Origin of the sequence: Rhodococcus sp. H-CA8f (assembly GCF_002501585.1) — a bacterium.
GTDB lineage: Bacteria > Actinomycetota > Actinomycetes > Mycobacteriales > Mycobacteriaceae > Rhodococcus_F > Rhodococcus_F erythropolis.
The window spans coordinates 5,089,418-5,111,825 of the sequence record NZ_CP023720.1 but is presented as its reverse complement, the minus strand read 5'-3'; the positions used below and the strand labels follow the sequence as shown (position 1 = coordinate 5,111,825).

General features: G+C 64.7%; 21 protein-coding genes. 9 read left to right on the top strand and 12 right to left on the bottom strand.

Annotated features, from left to right (window positions below):
* Positions 1–708: an NYN domain-containing protein gene (locus CPI83_RS23820; protein ID WP_003945733.1), complete on the bottom strand. Its 708-nt coding sequence runs from the start codon at positions 706–708 to the stop codon at positions 1–3.
* Positions 705–1,463, bottom strand: a complete 759-nt coding sequence (gene trmB, locus CPI83_RS23815; RefSeq protein ID WP_097387800.1) for a tRNA (guanosine(46)-N7)-methyltransferase TrmB — start codon at positions 1,461–1,463, stop codon at positions 705–707. Before trmB ends, CPI83_RS23820 begins: the two co-directional genes overlap by 4 nt.
* Before the next feature lie 199 nt (positions 1,464–1,662).
* On the opposite strand from trmB, the gene CPI83_RS23810 reads away from it, so the two are divergent.
* From CPI83_RS23810 to epsC, 6 genes are all read left to right on the top strand, one after another.
* Positions 1,663–2,559: a GTPase domain-containing protein gene (locus CPI83_RS23810; protein ID WP_070386327.1), complete on the top strand. Its 897-nt coding sequence runs from the start codon at positions 1,663–1,665 to the stop codon at positions 2,557–2,559.
* A gap of 181 nt (positions 2,560–2,740) precedes the next feature.
* Positions 2,741–3,892, top strand: a complete 1,152-nt coding sequence (locus CPI83_RS23805; protein ID WP_232816793.1) for a hypothetical protein — start codon at positions 2,741–2,743, stop codon at positions 3,890–3,892.
* Between the two features lie 133 nt (positions 3,893–4,025).
* Positions 4,026–4,364: a DUF6802 family protein gene (locus CPI83_RS23800; protein ID WP_042950922.1), complete on the top strand. Its 339-nt coding sequence runs from the start codon at positions 4,026–4,028 to the stop codon at positions 4,362–4,364.
* 277 nt (positions 4,365–4,641) lie between these two features.
* Positions 4,642–6,471, top strand: a complete 1,830-nt coding sequence (locus CPI83_RS23795; RefSeq protein WP_029254577.1) for a phosphoenolpyruvate carboxykinase (GTP) — start codon at positions 4,642–4,644, stop codon at positions 6,469–6,471.
* Positions 6,472–6,652: 181 nt separating this feature from the next.
* Positions 6,653–7,588: a cysteine synthase A gene (gene cysK / locus CPI83_RS23790; protein WP_003945916.1), complete on the top strand. Its 936-nt coding sequence runs from the start codon at positions 6,653–6,655 to the stop codon at positions 7,586–7,588.
* A gap of 5 nt (positions 7,589–7,593) precedes the next feature.
* Complete coding sequence (gene epsC / locus CPI83_RS23785) at positions 7,594–8,172, top strand: serine O-acetyltransferase EpsC (protein ID WP_019747116.1); 579 nt, start codon at positions 7,594–7,596, stop codon at positions 8,170–8,172.
* 58 nt (positions 8,173–8,230) lie between these two features.
* Here epsC and CPI83_RS23780 read toward each other — a convergent pair whose 3' ends face one another.
* The 3 genes from CPI83_RS23780 to CPI83_RS23770 are packed head-to-tail and all read right to left on the bottom strand — an operon-like array spanning position 8,231 to position 10,476.
* Complete coding sequence (locus CPI83_RS23780; RefSeq protein ID WP_019747117.1) at positions 8,231–8,539, bottom strand: hypothetical protein; 309 nt, start codon at positions 8,537–8,539, stop codon at positions 8,231–8,233.
* 28 nt (positions 8,540–8,567) lie between these two features.
* On the bottom strand, positions 8,568–9,527 hold the full coding sequence (locus tag CPI83_RS23775) for a cation diffusion facilitator family transporter (protein ID WP_019747118.1): 960 nt from the start codon (positions 9,525–9,527) through the stop codon (positions 8,568–8,570).
* 10 nt (positions 9,528–9,537) lie between these two features.
* Positions 9,538–10,476, bottom strand: a complete 939-nt coding sequence (locus CPI83_RS23770; RefSeq protein WP_097387798.1) for an alpha/beta hydrolase — start codon at positions 10,474–10,476, stop codon at positions 9,538–9,540.
* Positions 10,477–10,528: 52 nt separating this feature from the next.
* On the opposite strand from CPI83_RS23770, the gene CPI83_RS23765 reads away from it, so the two are divergent.
* Positions 10,529–11,146 carry a TetR/AcrR family transcriptional regulator gene (locus CPI83_RS23765; protein WP_092765075.1) on the top strand — a complete coding sequence of 206 codons (618 nt, stop codon included), beginning with the start codon at positions 10,529–10,531 and terminating at the stop codon, positions 11,144–11,146.
* A gap of 316 nt (positions 11,147–11,462) precedes the next feature.
* Here the strand turns inward: CPI83_RS23765 and CPI83_RS23760 are convergent, their stop codons facing one another.
* The 5 genes from CPI83_RS23760 to CPI83_RS23740 form a co-directional block, all read right to left on the bottom strand.
* The gene (locus CPI83_RS23760) at positions 11,463–12,908 is read right to left on the bottom strand and encodes an aldehyde dehydrogenase (protein WP_097387797.1); all 1,446 of its coding nucleotides are present in this window, start codon (positions 12,906–12,908) and stop codon (positions 11,463–11,465) included.
* A 4-nt stretch (positions 12,909–12,912) separates the two neighbouring features.
* On the bottom strand, positions 12,913–14,082 hold the full coding sequence (locus CPI83_RS23755) for a hypothetical protein (protein ID WP_042452600.1): 1,170 nt from the start codon (positions 14,080–14,082) through the stop codon (positions 12,913–12,915).
* A 1-nt stretch (position 14,083) separates the two neighbouring features.
* Positions 14,084–15,271 carry a phosphotransferase family protein gene (locus CPI83_RS23750; RefSeq protein WP_092765114.1) on the bottom strand — a complete coding sequence of 396 codons (1,188 nt, stop codon included), beginning with the start codon at positions 15,269–15,271 and terminating at the stop codon, positions 14,084–14,086.
* A gap of 139 nt (positions 15,272–15,410) precedes the next feature.
* Positions 15,411–16,298 (bottom strand): ROK family protein, encoded by an 888-nt coding sequence (locus CPI83_RS23745; RefSeq protein ID WP_092765073.1) that lies wholly within the window; start codon positions 16,296–16,298, stop codon positions 15,411–15,413.
* A gap of 4 nt (positions 16,299–16,302) precedes the next feature.
* Positions 16,303–17,073 carry a class I SAM-dependent methyltransferase gene (locus CPI83_RS23740; protein WP_097387796.1) on the bottom strand — a complete coding sequence of 257 codons (771 nt, stop codon included), beginning with the start codon at positions 17,071–17,073 and terminating at the stop codon, positions 16,303–16,305.
* 173 nt (positions 17,074–17,246) lie between these two features.
* Between CPI83_RS23740 and CPI83_RS23735 the strand changes: the two genes are divergently transcribed.
* The gene (locus tag CPI83_RS23735; RefSeq protein ID WP_019747129.1) at positions 17,247–18,461 is read left to right on the top strand and encodes a glycosyltransferase family 4 protein; all 1,215 of its coding nucleotides are present in this window, start codon (positions 17,247–17,249) and stop codon (positions 18,459–18,461) included.
* Here the strand turns inward: CPI83_RS23735 and CPI83_RS23730 are convergent.
* A complete protein-coding gene (locus CPI83_RS23730) occupies positions 18,408–20,147 on the bottom strand; it encodes a hypothetical protein (protein ID WP_097387795.1) in 1,740 nt (579 codons plus the stop codon). The genes CPI83_RS23735 and CPI83_RS23730 overlap by 54 nt on opposite strands.
* A 33-nt stretch (positions 20,148–20,180) precedes the next feature.
* Between CPI83_RS23730 and CPI83_RS23725 the strand changes: the two genes are divergently transcribed.
* Positions 20,181–21,407: a polysaccharide biosynthesis protein gene (locus CPI83_RS23725; RefSeq protein WP_031331334.1), complete on the top strand. Its 1,227-nt coding sequence runs from the start codon at positions 20,181–20,183 to the stop codon at positions 21,405–21,407.
* Here CPI83_RS23725 and CPI83_RS23720 read toward each other — a convergent pair.
* Positions 21,388–22,344: an ABC transporter substrate-binding protein gene (locus tag CPI83_RS23720; RefSeq protein WP_020906427.1), complete on the bottom strand. Its 957-nt coding sequence runs from the start codon at positions 22,342–22,344 to the stop codon at positions 21,388–21,390. The genes CPI83_RS23725 and CPI83_RS23720 overlap by 20 nt on opposite strands.
* Positions 22,345–22,408: the final 64 nt, after the last annotated feature.

The window sequence follows — 22,408 nt, the reverse complement described above, 5'->3', positions numbered from 1 at the left end:
CTACTCGGCAACACTTTTTCGCCCGATGAGCAGGGCAGAAAGCGGTCGGAACGGCTGCAACCAGGCGCCCTCGTCGGGCAGGGTGTCCAGGCTTACCCGTGGCAGAGGCTCACGGAAGACACCTGGGATGTCCTCGAGATCGACGAAGTCCAAGATATCGGACGACACAGCCCAGCTGGCGTGTTCACGGAACCCGAGAACCTGGACCGGGATACCGGTTGCTGCGATGTCCTCGAGAGGTTCGCGGAACGCTTGGCCGTCGGCGGACGCGACCATGATTCCGGCGAGGCCCTCGCCGTACCGGAGCGCGATGTGCTCGAGCATGTCCGAATCGACATCGCTGTCTTCATCGACCTTCGGCTTGGCGAACACCGCGAAACCCACGTTACGCAAGGCTTCGACCCAAGGACGAACGACGTCGGCGCTGCCGGACGCGATGTTGGTGAAGACGGTCGCTTCAGGCTCGAGCGTGCCGCTGTTCTGTGCGGACAGTTCGGCGGTGCGAGAGAGCAGCCAACGACCCAAAGCGTCGAATCGTGGCCGGTAGGCGGCGGTAGGCCGGCCACCGAGGATGGCGCCGAGGCCCATGTCGAGGTTGGGGGCGTCCCAGACCAGAAGCACCCGCTTGGGGTGGCGGGAGTCACGACCGAAGTCGAGAGGAGATTCCGACGACGTCACGTCGTCGGATAGCTGTTCGCTGACGCTCATGGTCTGATCTTCCCCCATATAAGCTCGGTGATTGCACTACCGACCTTATGGGCTTTGTCCTCGAACTTGGTGACCGGACGCTCGTGGGTCATCGGAGACTCCCAGTCGAGTGCGGTCAGCAGTGGCTCGGCATTGCCGGCTTCTTCGATCCATTCGGCGTACTCGGCGTGATCGGTTGCCACGTGCAGGACTCCGCCGGGCTTGAGGCGGTTGGCGATCAGCGCGAACGTCGGCCCCTGCAGGAGGCGACGCTTGTGATGGCGGGCCTTGGGCCACGGGTCCGGGAAGAACACCCGGACGCCCGTCAGGGACTCGGGGGCGACCATGTTCTCGAGTACGTCCATCGCGTCACCGCGTAGTACGCGGACGTTGGGAATCTCTTCACGCTCGACCTGCTGGAGAAGTTGCGCGAGCCCCGGGCGGTACACCTCGATCGCGATCAGGTTCACGTGCGGTTCCGCCTTGGCCATAGCGGCCGTCGCGGTGCCGGTACCCGAACCGATCTCGATGATCAGGGGTGCCTCGCGTCCGAACCAGGCGTTCGCGTCGAGCGGTGTGTCCGAGACGTCGGCGCCGATGAGCGGCCACTGACGGTCCCAAGCCTGCTGCTGCGCGTCGGTCAGCGCACCCCGGCGAGAGCGAAAGCTGGTCACTCTCGGATGGAGACGGGACCCCTTGGCGTGGTCCGTCTGCCCCGTGTCAGGGGTCTGCGGTGCATGCTGATCGGCTTCGTTCACGAACCCATTGTCACGCATGACCCCCGTTTAGCGCAGACGGGTCTGAAGTTTGAGTTGAGACTTTCTGCGGAAAGTCCTGAAACAGCCGACTTCGGACAGCTAGCGAAAGAGTGGTGTCACCTGCCGTCCTTGCCGAGAACCTGACAGAATCTCACCGACACGATGGGGACGTGGGGTGGGGATGAACACAGGATTTGCATGCAGTAATTGGTCACGAATGTTGCCCGCAGAATCGATCGACGACGCCTGCGCGGAGCCGATCGACCACTTGCGCGCTCTGGCATATCGGCTGACGTCGATCGATTCGGGAGCCGCAGAGGCGGTTCACTCGGTGCTCGGATCGCTGAGCGCGCCGCTCGAATTGGTGGTCGCCGGGCGAGCCGGGGTGGGGCGGTCGTCGTTGGCGCGGATCCTGGGGCGCGACGACAGGTTCTCGCACAGAGTCGTCGGCGCACCGGTTGTGGTGACCGAGTCACGCGCGTTCGACGTCCCTGGAACGTCGAACCCCGATCTGGGTCGTCGTTGCGTTGTCTACGTGGTGGTCGACGCGGTCCGCGACGTCGACGGCCGAGCCATTGCCCGAGTTTCCGATCGTGTGGTCGTCGCTGCGAACAAGGCTGACTTGTTCGGTCCGCGCTGGGACGAGGCGCTGGGACGGGCCGCGGAGATCTCGGAGACCGTCGGCGCGCCCACGGTTCCGGTGGAGACACTGACCGGGCGCGGCGTCGAAGAATTGTTCGCGGCTCTCGGACCTGTTCTGGAGGCGCAGTGGTGGAGCCGGGTCGAGCAGATCGGCCCGGCGCTGAGGCGGTCTGCCTCGCGCAGCGCTGCGGGCAGGGACGAGATCGAGTTGTATCTGAGTTCGGACTCCGCGGTGTTGTTCGGCGCCGCGGCGGCGATGATGAGCCCCGAAATTCGAGCCCTGCGTCAAGGCGAGCCTCCCGATCCTCGTACCGCCGACGACGCGGGCACATGCAGCCGGTGGTGGGGCGAGCTCGTGGACGAGTCGGAACAGGCTCCGCAACAAAGGGTCTCACTGATTCGCCGCGGGTATGTGCGTCGGTGGGCGCAGCTCGGGGGCGATCGCTCCGCTCCGGCGGTGACCGATGGATAGCGTTTCGGTACTTCCGGATTCGGTGCTGCGCGTGGTGCAGCGATGGAATCCGGCATCCGATCCGGGTCGCCAGGTCGCCGCCGAAACATCCAGTGGCACTAGAATTTACGTTGTCGGCCCACCGAGGTGTGGACGGGAAGACGTCGCCCGGATGTTCGATGCTTCTGATGACTGTTCGACAGTGACACGCGAGGTGGACGCCGACGTCGTACTTCTGGTCGTCGACGCCGCCAGCGTGATCGGACGCGAGGATCTTCTTCTTCTCGACGACGCTGCCGAGAGCGGAATCCCGGTGGTGGTCGCGCTGACCCGCGTCGACGTCTACCGAGACTGGCAGGCGGTGCGCCGGCGTGATGCCGAGATTCTTGCTTCGTACTGCACCGCTTTTGCTCAGGCCCCGGTGGTCCCGATTGCGCCTGGTCAAGAGCAGTCGCTCGTTGCCGTCGTGAGCCGGGCGGCACGGGAGAGGGAAGCAGGCGGTTCGGATTCCGGTGTCATCGCGCAGACGCGCCGGATGATCGAGATAGAGATCAGGAATCTGCGTGACAGTGTTCCTGGTGCCGAACTGCGGGCCGAGCGATCACAGCTGCTCGCAGACCGCGACGGCCGGCGAGGCGAACGCCTGGTGCAGGTGCGAAGCCGACTGCAGCGAGCGCGCGGGGATCTGTCACAACAAATCGCCGAGGCAACCCGGGCTACGGTCGCGGGGGCACGTGCCTGGGTCGATGTGGCCTCGCGAGCCGAATTGGGCAGCGTGCCGACGCGACTGCAGCACGAGGTCGACCATCACACCCGGGTGTTCGATGCCGCGATGGCGGCAGCGGTGGAAGTGGCGGGCACGACCGGGTACATGCCTTCGCCACGGATTCCGGAGGGCCCGCCGGGCCGCCAGCGCGGAAACGAGGACCGGGTGACAATTCTTGTCGGCGCGTCCGCGGGCCTCGGCCTCGGCCGTATCGCGGTGACTCCGCTGGAAATGATTCCGGCCTTGGAGTTCGCAAGTATCCCCGTGACGTTGGTTCTGGGTGGCGCCGCGGCCTGGTGGTTGGCGCGAACTCGCGGGCTGACGGCGGATCGTGCCTACTCCAGGTCGTGGATCGTCGAATCGATGTCGACGGTTCGCGCACAGTGGGAGCAGCGAGTCCAGAGCGTTCTGCTCGAGGCCGAGGCGGATCTGGGAGCGGCGATCATGGCGGAGAGCCGCGAGCAGGTGGCGTCGGCGCAGGCCCGAATCGTGGAGATCGACGGTGAACTTCGTGAGCTTGCCGCGGCCAGATCAGGGCAACTGGCGTCGTGCGAGCGCGACCTCGCCGTTTTGAACGCCGCCTACTGACATTCCGCGAGTGCAGAGTTCTCCACAGCGTCGTAATTTCGGCCTCGACTGATCGTCGGGGTCTGGTAATACTGAGCGGACGGTTTCGGTAGGGGTTGCCGAAGCAGTAGGTCACCATCCAGTAGGGGGAGTAATGGACGCATTTCTGATCACGGCCGGACACATCGACGGGCACGAAGCCGAAGCGCTCGATCCTGGGCGTATCGAGCCCGAGACCTTCGGGCCCTCGTCGGGACCGGTCGATGCCGGCGACCTGAACTTCGACGCCTTCGACTTGGACGGTGACGGAACGGTCGACAGCCGTGTCGTCCACTCCGACGACGCCGTCGTGATCGTGTCCGATTTCGATCGCGACGGTAGCGCCGATCGCCTCACGATGATCGAGTCGGACGGCGACTACTCGGCCTGGGAATGCAGTCGAGACGACGAAGGCGCCCTCGTGTGGCAGAAAATCGATGCCGGAGCGCTCTGAAAAGGTTCCGTTTATGTGCTCTGAGCGCCGGGTAGGCACCTGAACACACCAACTGAATCGTTTCTGTGACATTTCTGACCGCACCCGATTACCTGCAGGTGAACAGCCAGCGTTAACCTCAATACATAGGACACCCGGCGTCCGTGAAATCCACGTGAGTGGATGACGCGGCTGGACCCCGTCGAGAGGGGGACACCGGGATCGACTGGTATCGGGGCGCTGCAGTTCGCATCCGGTGTCACGAGAACCCGGTTCCGGCTCACCCCAGGAGAGTTTGATGACCTCAGCGACCATTCCCGGTCTCAATGGAACTGACGGCACGCCCCCCACGCAGCACAAGGAACTGCTTGCATGGGTGCAAGAGGTTGCCGAACTCACCCAGCCTGATCGCGTCGTCTTCGCAGACGGCTCGGACGAAGAATGGGACCGACTGACAACGAAGTTGGTCGAGGCAGGAACCTTCACCCGCCTCAACGACGAGAAGAAGCCGAACTCTTTCCTCGGCAACTCCGATCCGTCCGATGTCGCGCGAGTCGAATCGCGTACGTACATCTGCTCGAAGGAAGAAATCGACGCAGGTCCCACCAACAACTGGATGGACCCGGCGGAGATGCGCACCCTCATGGGTGACCTGTACCGCGGTTGCATGCGTGGACGCACCATGTACGTCGTGCCGTTCTGCATGGGCCCCCTCGACGCCGAGGATCCGAAGCTGGGCGTCGAGCTCACCGATTCCGAGTACGTCGTCGTCTCCATGCGCGTCATGACCCGCATGGGCAGCAAGGTTCTCGACAAGCTCGGCACCGACGGATTCTTCGTCAAGGCGCTTCACTCGCTGGGCGCTCCGCTGGCCGATGGCCAGGAAGATGTCGCGTGGCCGTGCAACGACACCAAGTACATCACTCACTTCCCCGAGGATCGTGAGATCTGGAGCTTCGGTTCCGGCTACGGCGGAAACGCTCTCCTGGGCAAGAAGTGCTACTCGCTGCGTATCGCTTCGGCAATGGCGCACGACGAGGGCTGGCTGGCCGAGCACATGCTCATCCTCAAGCTCATCTCGCCCGAGGACAAGGCCTACTACATCGCGGCGGCATTCCCCTCCGCTTGTGGCAAGACCAACCTCGCGATGATCCAGCCGACCATCCCCGGATGGCGCGCCGAGACCCTCGGTGACGACATCGCCTGGATGCGTTTCGGTGAGGACGGACAGCTCTACGCCGTCAACCCGGAATTCGGTTTCTTCGGCGTGGCTCCCGGCACCAACTGGTCGTCGAACCCCAACGCCATGCGCACCATCGACCAGGGCAACACGGTCTTCACCAACGTCGCTCTGACCGACGACGGTGACGTCTGGTGGGAAGGCCTCGAAGGCGACCCGCAGCACCTGATCGACTGGAAGGGCAACGAGTGGACGCCCGAGTCGGGCACCCATGCGGCTCATCCCAACTCGCGTTACTGCACCCCGATGTCGCAGTGCCCGATCATGGCTCCCGAGTGGGACGACCCGAAGGGCGTGCCGATCTCGGCAATCCTGTTCGGTGGACGCCGCAAGACGACGGTTCCGCTGGTCACCGAGGCTCGCGACTGGCAGCACGGCGTCTTCATGGGTGCAACGGTCGGCTCCGAGCAGACCGCAGCAGCCGAAGGCCAGGTCGGTACGGTTCGCCGCGATCCGATGGCAATGCTGCCGTTCCTCGGCTACAACGTCGGTGACTACTTCCAGCACTGGATCGACCTCGGCAAGTCCGCGGACGCGTCCAAGCTCCCCAAGGTCTTCTACGTCAACTGGTTCCGCCGTGGCGACGACGGACGCTTCCTGTGGCCAGGCTTCGGCGAGAACTCTCGCGTCCTGAAGTGGATCGTCGAGCGCATCGAGCACAAGGCTGCCGGCATCGACACCCCGATCGGCGTCGTTCCCACCGGATCGGCACTCGACATCGAAGGCCTGGACGTGTCGGACGCCGACATCACCGAGGCCCTCGCGGTCAACATCGACGAGTGGAAGGCCGAGATCCCGCTCATCGAAGAGTGGTTCGACTTCGTCGGCGAGAAGCTGCCGACCGGCATTCGTGACGAGTTCGAAGCTCTGAAGCAGCGGTTGGCCTGATAAACCGCCCCCGTATGTAGTGGCCTGATGCCGCATTGGTTCAATTTGATGAACCGATGCGGCATCGGTCGTCTGTATGCCCTTGCCTGTAGCCGTTATGCAGTTCAGCCGTTATGCAGTTCAGCCGTAAAGCAGTGATCAGCGAGCGGGTCGACACACTCGATCCTCAGGAGGACCAGATATGAGCGGGATCTACAACAACGTGACCGAATTGGTCGGGCGCACCCCGATCGTGCGGCTCAACCGTCTGACCGAGGGCCTGGACGCACAGGTCGCCGTCAAGCTCGAGTTCTACAACCCGGCCAACAGCGTCAAGGACCGGATCGGCGTGGCAATCATCGACGCCGCCGAGAAGTCCGGTGCACTCAAGCCCGGTGGCACCATCGTCGAGGGCACCAGTGGTAACACCGGTATCGCACTCGCCATGGTCGGTGCTGCTCGCGGCTACAAGGTCATCCTGACCATGCCGGAGACCATGTCCACCGAGCGTCGCGTGATGCTGCGTGCTTACGGCGCCGAGATCGTGCTGACCCCGGGCTCCGAGGGCATGGCCGGTGCAGTCGCCAAGGCCAAGGAAATCGTCGAGCAGACCGAGAACGCTGTCTCGGCCAGCCAGTTCGCGAACCCGGCCAACCCGGCCATCCACGAGGCAACGACGGGCGAAGAGGTCTGGGCCGACACCGACGGCGCCGTCGACATCTTCGTGTCCGGCATCGGCACCGGCGGCACCATCACGGGCGTCGGACGCACCCTTCGCAAGTACAAGCCCGAGGTCAAGATCGTGGGCGTCGAGCCCATCGACTCGCCGATCCTCAACGGTGGCCAGCCCGGTCCCCACAAGATCCAGGGAATCGGCGCGAACTTCGTGCCCGACGTCCTCGATCGCGAGATCTACGACGAGATCATCGACGTCTCGTTCCCCGATTCCATCGAGGTCGCTCGCGCACTCGGCACCAAGGAAGGCATCCTGGGCGGCATCTCGTCCGGCGCCATCGTCTGGGCCGCACTCGAGTTGGCGAAGCGTCCGGAAAACGCCGGCAAGCTGATCGTGGCTGTCGTGTGCGACTTCGGCGAGCGTTACATCTCCACCCCGCTGTTCGAACACATCCGGGACTGAGACTTGTGAGTATCCTCGGGACAATTCGCGAGGACCTGCAGGCTGCGCGCGGTCAGGATCCTGCCGCGCGCAGCAATGTGGAGAACGCGCTCGTTTATTCAGGGCTGCATGCCATTTGGGCGCATCGGGTTGCGCATCGCATGTGGGTCGTCCCTGCGCTACGCGGCCCGGCGCGAGTGCTCTCGCAGCTGACACGCTTCGTTACCGGCATCGAGATTCACCCCGGTGCCACCATCGGTCGACGGTTCTTCATCGACCACGGCATGGGCGTCGTGATCGGGGAGACGGCCGAGGTCGGTAACGACGTGATGCTCTATCACGGCGTCACCCTGGGTGGTCGCTCGCTCGAGCAGGTCAAGCGTCACCCGACGCTGGGAGACCGAGTCACCGTCGGCGCTGGTGCCAAGATCCTCGGACCTGTCGTCATCGGTGAAGGTAGCGCTATCGGCGCCAATGCCGTTGTCACCAGAGATGTTCCGGCCGAATCCATCGCGACGGGTATCCCGGCGGTGGCGCGGCCACGGACCACCAAGGAAAAACTGGTGGACCCGAACAGTTACATCGATCCTGCGATGTACATCTGAAGCACTCCATCTTCGATGGCCACCCTCGTGTAGACGGCGGGTGGCCATCGGCGTCTGTTCAGGCTCGCGTCAGGTGCCACCCGCGACGTCCCAGTACGACGGCCGTCGCAGCGCCCAGTGCCGCCCCGATCAGGGGATAGCAAGCGAGAATTAGCCACTGGGGCGAGTTGTCTGGAAGCGCCATGTAGGAGATGTCCAGGCTCGACTCGTAGTCGCGACTCATCTGCACACCCCGGATCGGTTCGTAGGCACCCTGATAGACGATGGTCTTGTCTTGACTGGTCATCACGTCGATCAGACTGCCCACCAGAGGAATTCCCCCGACGACAAATCCCAGAACCGCCAGAATCACGATCAGTGCGCGCATCGAACGAGCCTATCGCCCGGCCGGAAGTTCAGACTGCGATCGACGGTTCTTCGGGCGTCGAGAGGGTCAGGATCGCTCGCACGACGCGTGGACTCTGCTCGAGTGAGCGTTCGAGTTCGCGCAACGTGTGGGCAACTCGGGATTCCGCGTAGTCACCGACCAGATCGACGCTGGCCACCAGGTACACCTGCCGCGGACCGAGGTATTCCATGCGCAGGAACGTGATTCGGTTGATCTCGGGCAGTTGGGTGAGAGCTTCGACGGCTGCTGCCCGCAGCGTCGGTGAGGCCTCTTCGCCGACCAGGAATCGGCGGTTGCGATCGATCAGGATGATCGCGATGACTCCGAGAAGTATGCCGACGAAGATGGAGCCGAGGGCGTCGGGGATCGGTGAACCGGTGATCTGGTGCAGTAGGACGCCGACGAATGCGATGACCAAACCGATCAGTGCTGCAGCATCTTCGGCGAACACGGCCCTGGTCGTCGGGTCGGACGTGTTGAGCGCCTGGGCCATGACGTCGCGGTTCACGGCGGACGCTTCGGTTCGGAGTTGCTTGTACGCCTGCCGGAACGAGATGCCTTCGAGGATGAACGAGACGCCGAGGACTGCGTAGGCGACACCGAAGTCGGTGGCCGGTTCGGAATGGAACAGTTCCTGGATGCCGTGGGTGATCGACACACCTGCACCGAGCGCGAAGAGTCCGAGGGCGGCGAACATCGACCAGATGTAGGCCTCCCGGCCGTACCCGAGTGGCTGGTCTCGGTCGGGAACCCTTTTCGAGCGGCGGTTCGCGATCAGCAGCAGCACTTCGTTGCCGGTATCGGCCCAGGAGTGGGTGGCCTCGGCGACCATCGATGCAGATCCGGTGACGATGGCGGCCGCCGTCTTGGCCCCGGCGATCAGCGCGTTAGCCGCAAACGCCAGTACGACTGTCGTGGTGCTCTCGTCGCCGTTTCCCGTCGGCTCGGCCTTGGGTTCGATGCTCACGAACTTCAGGCTAGGCGGGTGGCGACGGTTTCGTGCGGTGACGCTCGGCGACGGAGCGCAGCAGTGTGTCGACGGCGTCGTGGAACTGCGTCAGGCCCGGCTCTTCGACGGGAAAGTGCCCGCACCCGTCCAGCATCACGAATTCGGTGGGTGCGTTGATGCGGCGGAGGAACTGCAGGCTCAGTTCGGGTGGCGTCCATCGGTCGTCGGCCGGGTGGGTGAGCAAGACGGGCGTCGTCCGAAATGCTTCGGGTGCGGTGTGCTCGAACGAGAAGTAGCTGCTGAGGAATCCGAGTGGCACCCGTACACCGCCACCGCGCGGATCGGTTGCGCACAGCGTCGCGAGTTCACGGTTGCTACTCATGTTCGCGACGTCGGCGACCCAACGGATGGGCACGCGGATACGGCCCACCAGTCGTTCGGTGCGGCGCATCAGGGGAGCGCCGTAGACACCCATCGGGCCGAACCGCGCCGCGGCAGCTCTGGCCGACGGATGCGAGGGATCGAGCAGACAGGTGGCGACGACGGCGTCGGCCAGACCGGTCCGCGCGGCTACCTCGTAGGCCAGCAGACCGCCGATGCTGGCGCCCAACAACACCAGCGGCCGATCGTCGGCTGCCTTCTCGGCCCGGACGAGATCGCAGAGGAGATCGACCCACTGCTCGTACCGGACGCCGGCGGGATCGGCTACGACGGTGTCGCCGTACAGCGGAAGATCGGGGAAGAGGACTTCGGCTCCGAGTTTCACGCCGATCCCGGCGAACGGCCACAATGCGCCCGAGTAGCCGCCGGCGCCGTGGATGCCGAGAACACGAACCGGCGCGTCTGGAACCACTGCCCGTGCGACGTGGACGGTGTTGCCGTTCCACTCCCACCACGTCGGGGTCGGCGCCGGCATGTGGTCGGTGTACCGGTCGGGCATAAACTTCGAGTAATCGGCGCTGGTCACCTACACAATTCTCGGTACCGGCGTCGCGGCTGACAACTCGCATCGGAGGACCGTGTCGACTCGGCGGAAAAGGCCCTCCCAGCAGCGCTCGAGGGCTACCTACGACGCGATCCTGGAGGCAGCTACTCGCGTTTTCGCGTCGGAGGGCATGGCAGCGACCACCAACCGGATCGCTGACGAGGCAGGGGTGTCGGTGGGCTCGCTCTACCAGTATTTCGGCGACAAGTACGAGATCCTCGCGGAGTTGGCGAACCGTCACGTGAGTGCTGCGCGGGAGAGTTTTGCGCTCTGCCTTGCCGACATCGTCGAGCGTGAACTCACCCCGGACGAGGCCGTCCGGATGTTGGTGGAGTGCGCGGTCGAAGTGAACAGTAAGCCGCGAGAGTTCTTTCACCTGCTCTACGATCAGGTTCCGCGTACGCGTGAGCTCATCGCGCAGGTCGAAGGAATGAATCGGCAACTGGTACTGGGTTTTTCGGAGTACTTGCAGAGCCGCGGTTTCAGTGCGGACGATGCGTTGTTGACGTCGCGGTTGACTGTGACTGCCGTGGACAGCCAGGTGCATCGGGTTGTGCTGGAATCGGATTCACCCGAAGAACTTCGAGTGCGAACGGAAGCCGTCGTGCGGCAGGCGAGATCGATGATCGCGTCTGCCAAGAACTCGTCGTGAAACAGAGAACCCGCTGAGCGCGAAGTGCGCTCAGCGGGTTCTGTTGTCCTGTCTCAGGAGCCGAAGGGAAGGGTTCCCGGCGGGATCTGGTATCCACTGCTGCCGACGGAGGCGCTGCCCCAGAGTGCGAGGAAAGCGTTGATGGCGTTGGTGAGCATATGAATGTCCTTTGTGAGATGACTGATTCGTTTTCGACGGTACCGGGTGGATCTGTGGATTCGCTGGGAGTTGGCACCCATTTCATGGGGCTGGCACCCGTTCCGGCAGGTCGGAACGGGTGCCAACTGTCAGCAAAGGGTGCCAACTCCCGGGTGGGTCAGCCCACGTAGCCGGGCGGCATGAGTACGGACTTGGTCTCGCAGAAGGCTTCGAGGCCCTCAGGTCCGTTCTCGCGTCCGATACCGGAGTTCTTGTAACCACCGAACGGTGATCCGGGATCGAAGGCGTACCAGTTGATCGCGTAGGTACCCGTGCGGATCTGCGCGGCAACTTCGAGTCCGTGATCGATGTCGGTGGTCCAGACTGATCCGGCGAGGCCGTAATCCGAATCGTTGGCGATCTTGATGGCCTCGTCCTCGGAGTCGTACGGGATCACCGAGAGGACGGGTCCGAAGATCTCCTCGCGTGCGATGGTCATCGAGTTGTCCACGTCGGCGAAGATCGTCGGCTCGACGTACCAGCCCTTGTCCAGGCCGGCGGGACGTCCACCACCGAGTACGACGCGCGCGCCTTCTTCCTTGCCCTTGGCGATGTAGCCCTCGACGCGCTCGCGCTGCTTCTCGGAGATCAGCGGGCCGAGTTGTGCTGCGGGATCGGACGGATCGCCGACGGTCATGAAGCCTGCCGCGGTCTTCATTCCCTCGATGACCTCGTCGTAACGCGAACGGGGAGCGAGGATTCGGGTCTGAGCGACACAGGCCTGGCCGGTGTTCATCAGGCCGGACATGACGAGCATCGGCATTCCGGCGGCGATGTCGGCATCCTCGAGGATGATCGCGGCGGACTTGCCACCCAGTTCGAGGGAGCAGCGCTTGAGGTTCTGCGCGGCGATGGCACCGATCTTGCGGCCGACGGCACTGGATCCGGTGAACGTGATCTTGTCGATGCCCGCATGAGAGACCAGGTATTCGCCGGTCTCGGCTCCGCCGGGGAGCACGGAGATGACGCCTTCGGGAACGCCTGCCTCGGTGAAGATCTCGGCGATCACGTGGACGGAGAGAGGGGATTCGGGTGCGGGCTTGAGCAGTACGGTGCAGCCGGCGAGCAGCGCGGGGGCCAGCTTGTTGATCGCCAGGAACAGCGGGACGTTCCAGGCCAGCACGGCGGCGACGACGCCGACGGGCTCACGGGTCACCTTGGTCTGCCCGAATGCGCCGGTGCGCTTCTCTTCCCACGCGAACTGGTCGGCCAGCTCGGCGTAGTAGCCCAGCGTCGCCATCGATGGGGTCTGCTGCATCATGCCGACCATGGCGGGCGGCTGGCCCATCTCGTTGGAGATGAGCTGGTTGATTTCCGCGCTGCGCTCTTCGATCAGCTTGGCGGCCTTGGCGAGGATCGCGCCGCGCTCGGCGGGGGTGGTGCGTGACCACGGTCCCTCGAACGCCGCGCGGGCTGCGGACACGGCCGCGTCGATGTCTGCCGGTGCTGCGATGGGACAGCTGCCGACGCGCTCCTCCGTTGCGGGAGAGAACACTTCGAGTACCTGGTCGGTGGCCGGGGCCACCCATGCTCCACCGATGTAGAGCTTGTCGTAGTCAGTCATCAATTCATTCCTCGGTGTTGTCGGTCGCCGCGAGGGCATACGCGTCGTCTGCCTGTGCGGTGTCGGTGAAACTGGTGAATCCGTATTTCTCGTGCGGTCCGATGGCGGCTACCTCGAAAAGACCGGTGCCGGTGTTGGTGTTCGTGCCTTCGGTGAGCGTGAAGGACGCGAGGTTGTCGACGGGGGAGAACATGCGTTGGAACGGTTCGATCTCGTGGACCTTGTGGCGGAGCCCTTGTACGACGAGTTCGCCCTGCCACATTCCGTGACGCCAGTCCTGTTCGAGCCCGTAGCCGGTGCCGATTCCGATGTAGTTGGCCAGCAGCAGTTCGCAGGCGACGGTGAGGACTTCACCGCCTGGCCGGTGGAAGGTGATGGTCGCTCCGGTGACGTCGCGGGTGTCGGGGCAGAACGTCAGTTCGTGTTCGGGTCGGCCGAGCCATTCGTTGTCCCTGGCTTCGTCCGGCCACACTCGCATGGCTTCTTCGACGATGCGCCTGCCCTGCTCGTCTTCCTGCATGATCACCGAGATCGTGAACTCGTCGAACTGCATGACCGCGTAGATCCAGAAGAAGTTCTGGATTCCGTCGACGGCGCGTCTGCCTTGCGGTTCGGCTTCACCGACCGGACGCACACCCCACGAGCGGTCGCGGTTACCTCGCCACGTCTTCGGGTCGATCGCGAAGTCCTCCCCGTCGACGGTGAGCGATCCGGTCCACGTGCCGGTCTGCAGGAAGCGTGAGGTGTCGAACGTGACTCGTTCGAGTTGACGGCGAAAGTGCTTGGGCTCGAGCGCCGCGGGGATGGTGGCATCGAAGGTGATGTCGAAGGAGAGATCGTATTCGCTGCCCGGTTCGAGTACGACGCGGAGCTTCTGCAGCCCTTCGAGCACTTCGATGCGCAGAGGTCCGACGGTGGTGTCGGTACGGTCGGCACCCAGCGCCTTCGACATGCGAGCAACGATGTGGTCGTCACCGCGGCGAAGGACAGCGAATGCGTCCATGACGCCGAGGTTGGGGTACTGGCCGAGTCCGACGATGAGGAACACGTCGGGGGATTCGGTGGGGTAGCAGTTGAAGTAGTAGCGGTCGTAGAAGTTTCGATCCGAGGTGGCTACGTGACGGATCGGTTCGGCGATCTGGTGAACGGGATAGTCGTCCATCGGTGAGAGCATGTCAGGCCAACCTCTCCCAGTAGGTGCCGTCGAGCATCGCGGCGAGCGAAGCGCGGTGCATGATCATGTCGTCGGGGTCTTCGGGTCGCTGTGACTGGCCGAAAGCTATGGCGCGGGCCTGGATTCGCCACATGATGACCGCCTGACGCAGTGCGGCATAGGTAACGTAGAACTCCAGATCGTGTGGGGTGTGGCCGGTGATCTCGGCGTAGGTGTGCGCGAGATCCGGCAGTCGAAGGAAGTCGGGAAGGCCGGGTAGGTTCGCCAACCCGGCGATGTCCTCGAAGAACCTGTGCAGGAATGCCATCCAGCCCAGATCCATCTCTCGCGGGCCGAGAGTTGCCATTTCCCAGTCGAGTACGGCTACCGGCGCGAAGTCCTGGTACATGACGTTGCCGATGCGCGAGTCGCCCCAACAGAGCACCGCCGGAGAATCGTCCGCGGGATTGTTCTCCTCGATCCAGTCGAGGGCACGTTCGATGAGCGGTGATCTGATGCCGTCGGAGACCACCCACTCGTAGTACGCGCGCTGCTCGGCGATGTGCGCCGTGAATGCGTCTCGTGCAGTCGTTCCCGAATTCGGGAGTCGGAGGAAGTCGAAACGCTCGCACGGCTTGTCGATGGCGTGCAATTGAGCCAGGACGTCGACCGAGTTCTGTTGGAGGGTTTTTCGCTGCTCGGGGGACGCTTCGGTGACCCACGATCCGAAGTTGTACGGCATGACGTCTGGCGGCACGTCGCCGGAGATTCGTTCCATCACGAAGAACGGCGCACCCAACGCGTCCGGGTCGGATTCTGACCAGTACACCGCGGGTACGGGCACCGCCGAGTGCTCGCGCACCTGAGCCATGGTGCGGAACTGGGATTCGAGGTCGTAGGTCGGAAACACCGGCATGGTCGATTCCGTCGGTGCCACCCGAGCGACCAAGGGATGATGATCGCCGTCCCAGGTGGCGTCGAAGAGGATGGTTTCGCTGGACATGCCGTTGGCTGCGGGCAAGGTGACGTCGGCGACGGTCACAGTGGATCCGCTCGGCACTTTGCCGGCCATCCACCGTTCCAGGCGCTCACGGAGGTCTTCGGTGTCGCGGAGGGAATCGCTCGGTCGGGCGACCTGGGCGTGATGCTCGGTTTCATCGGTCGAAGAAGCAGTCGAGGCAACGTCAGATGAGGAAGCGTCTGGGCTCACGGTCACCTCCTTCCCGTAGGCGTCACGTGCAATGCCCGTAACGGTGTGAGTCAGAACACTAAAACACGTTACAGAAATTGGGAACAGGTGGCACCCGTTTAGTGGGACTCCCTGCGGATTTATCGGGGAAGAACGCGTGTCAGATAACGGCGGTGAGCGCGAGCAAGCCCGCACCGGTCAGAGTTCCGGCGCCACCTAGCTCGGCGGGAACGATCCGGAGCCCGGCGATGAACGACAAACGGGCATGTCGGGCAGCCGCGTCGAGCATCGGTTCCCACAGCGGTGCACCCGACTGGGCGAAACCGCCGCCGATCACCGCGAGGTCCACGTCCAGGAGGGCAGCCGCCGAGGCGATGGCACCACCGAGCGCCGTCCCTGCGCGGTGAAGCGCGTCCACGGCGATCGCGTCGCCGCTGCGTGCACCCTCGGCTAGTTCACGGCCGGTGTTTCCCGACCAGCCCTGGCTACGAGCCCATCGCACCGCGGACGGTCCACTGGCCACCGTCTCGAGGCAGCCGACGCCCCCGCAGCTGCACGGTTCGGAAGATCCTGGAGCGACGAGGTGGCCGATGTGACCGGCGTTCCCCGTGCGACCCCGAGCAATCTCACCGCCGAGGACGATTCCTCCGCCGATTCCCGTCGAGACGACCAGGCTCAGGAGGTTCGGGGTTCCGCGTCCGGCGCCGTGGTGGAACTCCGCCAATGCCGCTGCGGCTCCGTCCATGGCGAGGGCGGTTCCGGCATCGGGAAAGACGCTGCGGACGCCCGCTACGAGCTCGAATCCCTGTGCCCACTCGGTGATGTTGATGGGAGCTACGACGCCGGCGACGGTGTCCACCGGCCCGGCGCACGCGATGCCCACACCGTCGACGTCGCGGCCGTCTGCGACTCGTTCGAGCAGCGCTGCACACGCTCTCCACGGGTCGGTCTGCGGCGTCGGTACGCTGTCGAACACGGGAACACGGCCGTCCTCGGACACGACGCCGGCCGCCATCTTGGTGCCACCGATGTCGAGTGCGAGGCGCATGTCGCTATCGCTTTTCGAGAACCACGACGAGGTTGCTCACCAGGAACTCCCGAAGACCGGGGACTCGGACCATCCACCACGCCCACGACGGGTGGTAGCGCGGGATCGCGGCGAGCAACGTGCCCTGGCTGGTTCCACGGGCCCAGCGTAGGCCGTCGGTGGCGCCGACTTTGAACAACGACACCCCGAATCTGTTCTTCGGTTCGCGTCCGGTCTTGCGGAGGTACCGCTTGGCTGCGTACTCGCCCCCCAGCGCGTGCCACGGTCCGGTTTCGTGGCCGCCGAACGGACCCCACCACAGGGTGTACGAGAGAACCATCAAGCCGCCGGGCTTGGTCACGCGCAGCATTTCCTCGGCCATCAGCCAGGGCTCGCTGACGTGTTCGGCCACGTTGGAGGAGAAGCAGACGTCCACGGACGAGTCCAGGAACGGCAGTGCCAAACCGGATCCACGCACCGCGCCGCCCACGGTCAGACCCGCAGCATGCATCTCCGACGGATCGGGTTCGACGGGAATGTAGCGGGCACCTGCGGCTTGAAAGACCTCCGCGAAATAGCCCGGACCACCGCCGACGTCGAGGACGGTGAGACCGTCGAGGGATCGTCCGGTGTGACCTTCGTGCAGGTCCGAGATCAATTCGACGGAGTCGCGCGCGAGCGCGCCGTAGAAGATGTCGGGCGCGGACTGCTCGTGGCGGAAGTCGCTGAGCAGGCCGAACGAGCGTTTCAGGGTTGCCCGTCGGCCGAAAATGCGGGTCACTGCGGGCTTGGTCACGGGTAGCAACTTTAGCCACTGGGTCGCCCGGTCCACGAACACCGTCAGGAGCGCGGCAATACGGACGCTCGAACAGTTAGGGTGTTCGGCAGGGTTACCGGCCGGTCAGGCGGGGCATCCCGCAGGATCGCCCGAACCGGGGTGGCCACCGACCAACTCAGGGAGTAACGCACGTGCGCGAGGTTCTGTTGCTCTGCTGGCGCGATACCGGGCATCCCCAGGGTGGTGGAAGCGAGCGTTACCTCGAGCAGGTCGGATCCCAGTTGGCCGAGCGCGGTATCAAGGTGACGCTGCGGACGGCGTCGTACCCCGGGGCGCCCGCGTCGGAGGTTCGAGACGGCATCACGATCAGCCGGGCCGGTGGACGTTTCAGCGTGTACCCCCGCGCTCTGGCCGCCATTGCCGCCGGACGTCTGGGTTTCGGATCGCTCAAGGGCATTCGCCCCGACGCGGTGATCGACACCCAGAACGGCATCCCCTTCTTCTCGAAGACCGTGGCGGGTGCGCCGGTCACGCTTCTGGTCCATCACTGCCATCGTGAACAATGGCCGGTGGCAGGCAAACTCGTCGGCCGGATCGGCTGGTGGGTCGAATCGCGATTGTCACCGCGCACCCATCGACGTAGTCAGTATCTGACGGTGTCGCTTCCTTCGGCCGAAGAATTGGTGGACCTCGGTGTCGAGCGCGAACGAATTGCCGTGGTGCGCAACGGTGCCGATCGGCTCCCCGTCGGCGTCGACGCGGGTGGATCGATCACCAGGGCCGAGCGTCCCACCATCTCGGTTCTCTCACGACTGGTGCCGCACAAGCAGATCGAGGACGCACTCGAGGCCGTCGCAGCCCTGCGTCCGACGCTTCCGGACATCCATCTCGACGTCATCGGTGGTGGTTGGTGGGAGCAGAACCTGCGAGATCGCGCCGCCGAGTTGGGAATCGGTGACGCCGTCTCGTTCTACGGTCACGTCGACGAGGCTCGTAAACATGAACTCCTTGCGCAGTCGTGGATTCACCTCATGCCTTCGCGGAAGGAAGGGTGGGGCCTGGCGGTCATCGAGGCTGCGCAGCACGGTGTTCCGACGATCGGTTACCGCAGTTCCAAGGGCTTGACCGATTCGATCGTCGACGGAGTGACCGGGCTGTTGGTCGGCGGTGAGCACGCCGGCGACGGCGACATCGCTGATCTGACGCAGGCAGCAGGCACCCTGCTCCGCGACCACGAACTCCGCACGGTGCTCGGTGAGAAAGCTCGGGTGTGGTCGGGCGAGTTCTCCTGGGAGCAGACCGGCACCGGAGTGCTCGAGGTGCTGACCGCGCACAAGGACGGTCGTTGGGTCTCAGGACTGGCCGCGCCTCGCGAGTCGAATTCGGTTCTGGTTCAGTCCGACTGAGATCAGCGCGATCACGCCCATCAGTATCCAGGCGAGATGCGCAACGATGACGGCCGTTCGGGCACCGGTCGACGCTTCCTGCGCGGCGACATCTCCGGGTACCCGGTAGAGCTCGAGATCGTTGTCGGCAAAGACCTGTTCCAATCCGTCGAGTGTCGCTGCCGCCTTGCCGAGTTGGCCTGGTGTCTCACGCTCGATCAGTACCCATCCGACTCCGAGATCGGCCAACTGCGTAGGACTCCCGCCGGCAAGCAGCACATCCTCGACCTGGGTGGCCCGGGTTCCTTCACCGCCGACAGCACCACCGGCAACCACCAGTTGGCCGGTCTGCAGCACGTCGAGGGGTAGGAAGCGTGGTGCTGGATCGAGTACCGGCGCATCACCGCTGTAGGGGAAGGCACGGAACATCCCAGCGGGAAGCACTGCAACGTCACCGGTTTCGTCTCGTAGTTGCTCGGCCATGACGGCCCAGGACCCGGGATAGTGCACGGGTTTCAACGCGCCGCCGACGCCCCACACCAGATCCGGTAGCGCCACGATCGTCACCACGACGGCGGCGATCGAGAATGTCGGGCGGGGAAGGGAGCACCGATTGCCCGCCCACATCACCGCGGCGGCGGCAGCGAGTGCGTAGAACGGTACGGCCAGCGCGACCCACTTCTGGGCGTCACGCAGTAGACCGGCGCCGGTGAACACCTCGACCGACCATCGGCCGACGTCGAGCCCCCACGGAGTAGCGCCCAGGGTCGGAGCGAGCACCGCGAACAGGGCCAGCGCGCCGAGTCCACCGACAACGGGGTTCCGGCGTCGGCGCCATAGAGCGGGCACACCGGCAAACACCACGACAAGCAGAAGAACTGTTCCGACCAACGCGAAGAGTGTTGTGCGCGTGGAAGGTACCGCTGCCGAGTTCCAGATACCGCCGAGCCCGGCGAGGCTGCCGAGCGTTGCGAGTCCCGGTTCTGCTCGGGCGGCAAAGGCGGCGACTCCCGCCGGATCGGAACCGTCGCCTGCTGCTCCCGATACGAAGGTGGCGACCAACCACGGCGAGGCGGCGACGAGGAACAGCCCGATAGCGCCGCAGACACGCCGCATGGCCGAGGTTCGGCCTCCGGGGGTGGCTACCACCACCAGCGCGGCCGTCAGAGCGAGCAGAGCGCCGGTAGGTGTCAGGCCCGCGAATGCCAGTGACGCGGCCAACGCCCACCAGGACCCGGGCGTGGCTCGGCGAACTCCGATTCCGGCACCCACGATCCACGGCAGTGCGGCATAACCGGTCAGCAGGCTCCAATGTCCTTGTAACAGGCGCTCGGCCACGTAGGGGTTCCAGAGCATCACCGTCGACGCGACCAGTTGTGGACCGAGACCGGCCGTCGGCAGCAGGACGGCGACCATGCGCGCCGCACCCCAACCGGCGAGCCAGAGCGCCACGAGCAGGATGAACTTGACCACCAGTCCGCCGTCGATCACGGTGCTCAACGCTGCGATCAGCGCGTCCTGGGGAACGGCGCGGGCTGCGGCGTCGGTGAGTCCGAGGGCGGAGTCGGTCAGGTACGAGCGCGGCGTGCTGACGGCGTCGCGCAGCAGGAGGTAGCCGGGGCCGAGCAGCGGTCGGAGGATCAACAGTGCCAGCGCCAGGCTGTACGCCGCAGGCAGGTAACGGCGGTATCCGGCTTGCACTGTCATGACGCGCACGATACGTGGTGCATCATTACTGCCATGCCTCGCCAACCACTCGATCGCGCCGCCGCGGCCGGGGTCGGCATGGTTTTGGTGGGATCGATGACGGCCAATGTCGCGTCGTACCTGTTGGCATGGTTGGCCAGCCGATGGTTGGGTCCGGTCGGCTACGGCGAGTTCGCGAGTCTGCTTGCCGCCCAGTTGGTACTTGCAGTTCCGGCTTTGGCGTTGCAGACGGTGGTCGCCCGCGAGGCGGTGCGTGGCAAGAGCACAGATGCGTTGCGGTCGTTGGGGTATCGATGCACCGCGATCGTCGCCGTCCTCGCGGTTGCGCTCGCTCCGGCGATGGCGTGGCTGCTCGACACCGGAATCGTGGCGTCGTTCTCGGCATTGGTGACTGCGCCCATGTTGGTTCTGCTGGCCACGGAGCAGGGGTTGTTGCAGGGTCACGGTCGATTCGGCACTCTCAGCGCTGTGCTGGCCGGGGCCGGGGTGATGAAAGTCCTTCCGGCAGTAATCGTTCTGGCTTTCGGCGGCGGGGCAGGCGCGGCATTGGTCGCGGGCGCGGCCGGAACTGCGTTGCTGGTGGCGATAGTTCGAGTGGTCGACCGAACCGTCTCGGTGAGCGAGGACCGTGCGGTGCGGATCGGCGTCGTCTCCGTGCTCGCGGCGTCACAAGTCCAGCTTGCGTTGATCGCGTTGTCTTCGCTGGACCTGCTGATCGTCCGCGTCGTCCTCAGCGAGTACGACGCCGGTGTCTACGCACTCGGAGCCGTCGCGACGAAGGTGGCGTTCTGGCTGCCACAGGCAGTGGGCGTCGTGCTGTACCCGAAGATGGCGAATCCGGCGCACTCGGCGCAAGCGGTTCGCTCGGCGTTGGCGGTGCTCGTCGGTATCGGCGCCGTGTTGGTTCTGGGGGCGGCGGTTGCCGGCCCGCTGGTGCCGATGCTCGTGGGCGACGCGTACGCCGCCGTGGCTCCGATGCTGTGGGCCTTCGCCCTGCACGGTGCAGCGCTGGCGGTACTCCAGGGTGCTTTGCTGTCCGCAATCGCGTCAGAACGCACGCGAGTGGCCCTTCTGGCGTGGGCAGGACTGGTTGTGGAGGCGACGGTCATGCTGGTGTGGGCGAAGACGCCGGGAGAGTTGATCGGCGTCGCCGTGGTGGTGGCGTCGACGACGGCCTTGGCGGTGTCCGTCGCCGCAGTGCGAAGTGCCGACCGCGCCCGGCCGGCACCTCACAGCGACGTCAGTTCTCCAGACGCGTGAACAAATCGTCGAAGTAGTCGAGCGTACGCATCGCGGTGTAGACGGATCCGTAGTTGATGTTCCCACCCGTGTAGACGACGTTGTCGCCTTGTACTGCGCGGATACGGTTCCACATCGCGCGGTCGTCGGTGACGGGATCCACGCCGGGCGCGGTGGTGACGATCATTCCGTCGGCCGAGTCGAGGGAAGTCACCAGGTTTTCGGTGGAGATCTCCTTCTGTCCCTCGACGGGCCACTGGAGTTGGACGCCGAGGTCTTCGGCCACCTGCGTGGAGATGCCCTTGCGGTTGACGCCGTTGACCTTCTGATTCACGTAGTTCAGCAGCACGATCTGCTTGCTCGCCAAACTCCGGGCGTGGCGTTCCTTCAATCCGGCTGCTTTGTCCTCGTACGCTCCGATGACCTGACGGACTTCGGGGTTCTCGGTGCGATTCAGCCAACTCGCCAACTGATCGATGTTCTCGCGCCACGGACGGGTGAAGTCCATCGGAAGCACAGGCGCTGTCTGGCTCAACTGCTGCAGCGGCCACATGTCGGAGGCCTCACCGATGTCGGTGCAGATGATCAGGTCCGGTTCCAGCGCGAGAATTGCCTCGACGTTGACCGGTGCCTCGAACACCTGCGCCGTGGGATCGGCTGGAACCCACGGCTCGGCGGCGTCGAAGCTGTACGCGATGACCGGCAGGCCCATCGCAACGGCTGGTTCGAGGTCGAGTCGGGAGTCGATGGCGACGACGCGCTTCGGTGTCACCGGAATGTCGTAGGTTCCGAGCGAGGTCGTGACCGTGCGCATCCCGGACGCATCGCCCTCGGTACCGGCGGACCTTGCGCAACCGGCGGCGAACAGCCCGGAGAATGCAGCACTGCCGACAACAAATCTCCGACGTGTCAGATCGCTGACACAGATGTGCGAACCCAGAACTGTTGATGCGGGCATGTGGCTCCTCGTGTTCGGGGTGGTCTGGACTTCCAGAAAACGCTAAGCCCGCGACCACGCGGAG

Coding starts and splice junctions, on each gene's coding strand:
- CPI83_RS23820 (WP_003945733.1), bottom strand. CDS start 708: ATGAGCGTCAGCGAACAGCTATCCGACGACGTGACGTCGTCGGAATCT.
- trmB (WP_097387800.1), bottom strand. CDS start 1,463: ATGCGTGACAATGGGTTCGTGAACGAAGCCGATCAGCATGCACCGCAG.
- CPI83_RS23810 (WP_070386327.1), top strand. CDS start 1,663: ATGTTGCCCGCAGAATCGATCGACGACGCCTGCGCGGAGCCGATCGAC.
- CPI83_RS23800 (WP_042950922.1), top strand. CDS start 4,026: ATGGACGCATTTCTGATCACGGCCGGACACATCGACGGGCACGAAGCC.
- CPI83_RS23795 (WP_029254577.1), top strand. CDS start 4,642: ATGACCTCAGCGACCATTCCCGGTCTCAATGGAACTGACGGCACGCCC.
- cysK (WP_003945916.1), top strand. CDS start 6,653: ATGAGCGGGATCTACAACAACGTGACCGAATTGGTCGGGCGCACCCCG.
- CPI83_RS23780 (WP_019747117.1), bottom strand. CDS start 8,539: ATGCGCGCACTGATCGTGATTCTGGCGGTTCTGGGATTTGTCGTCGGG.
- CPI83_RS23760 (WP_097387797.1), bottom strand. CDS start 12,908: ATGACTGACTACGACAAGCTCTACATCGGTGGAGCATGGGTGGCCCCG.
- CPI83_RS23755 (WP_042452600.1), bottom strand. CDS start 14,082: ATGCTCTCACCGATGGACGACTATCCCGTTCACCAGATCGCCGAACCG.
- CPI83_RS23745 (WP_092765073.1), bottom strand. CDS start 16,298: ATGCGCCTCGCACTCGACATCGGTGGCACCAAGATGGCGGCCGGCGTC.
- CPI83_RS23730 (WP_097387795.1), bottom strand. CDS start 20,147: ATGACAGTGCAAGCCGGATACCGCCGTTACCTGCCTGCGGCGTACAGC.
- CPI83_RS23725 (WP_031331334.1), top strand. CDS start 20,181: ATGCCTCGCCAACCACTCGATCGCGCCGCCGCGGCCGGGGTCGGCATG.
- CPI83_RS23720 (WP_020906427.1), bottom strand. CDS start 22,344: ATGCCCGCATCAACAGTTCTGGGTTCGCACATCTGTGTCAGCGATCTG.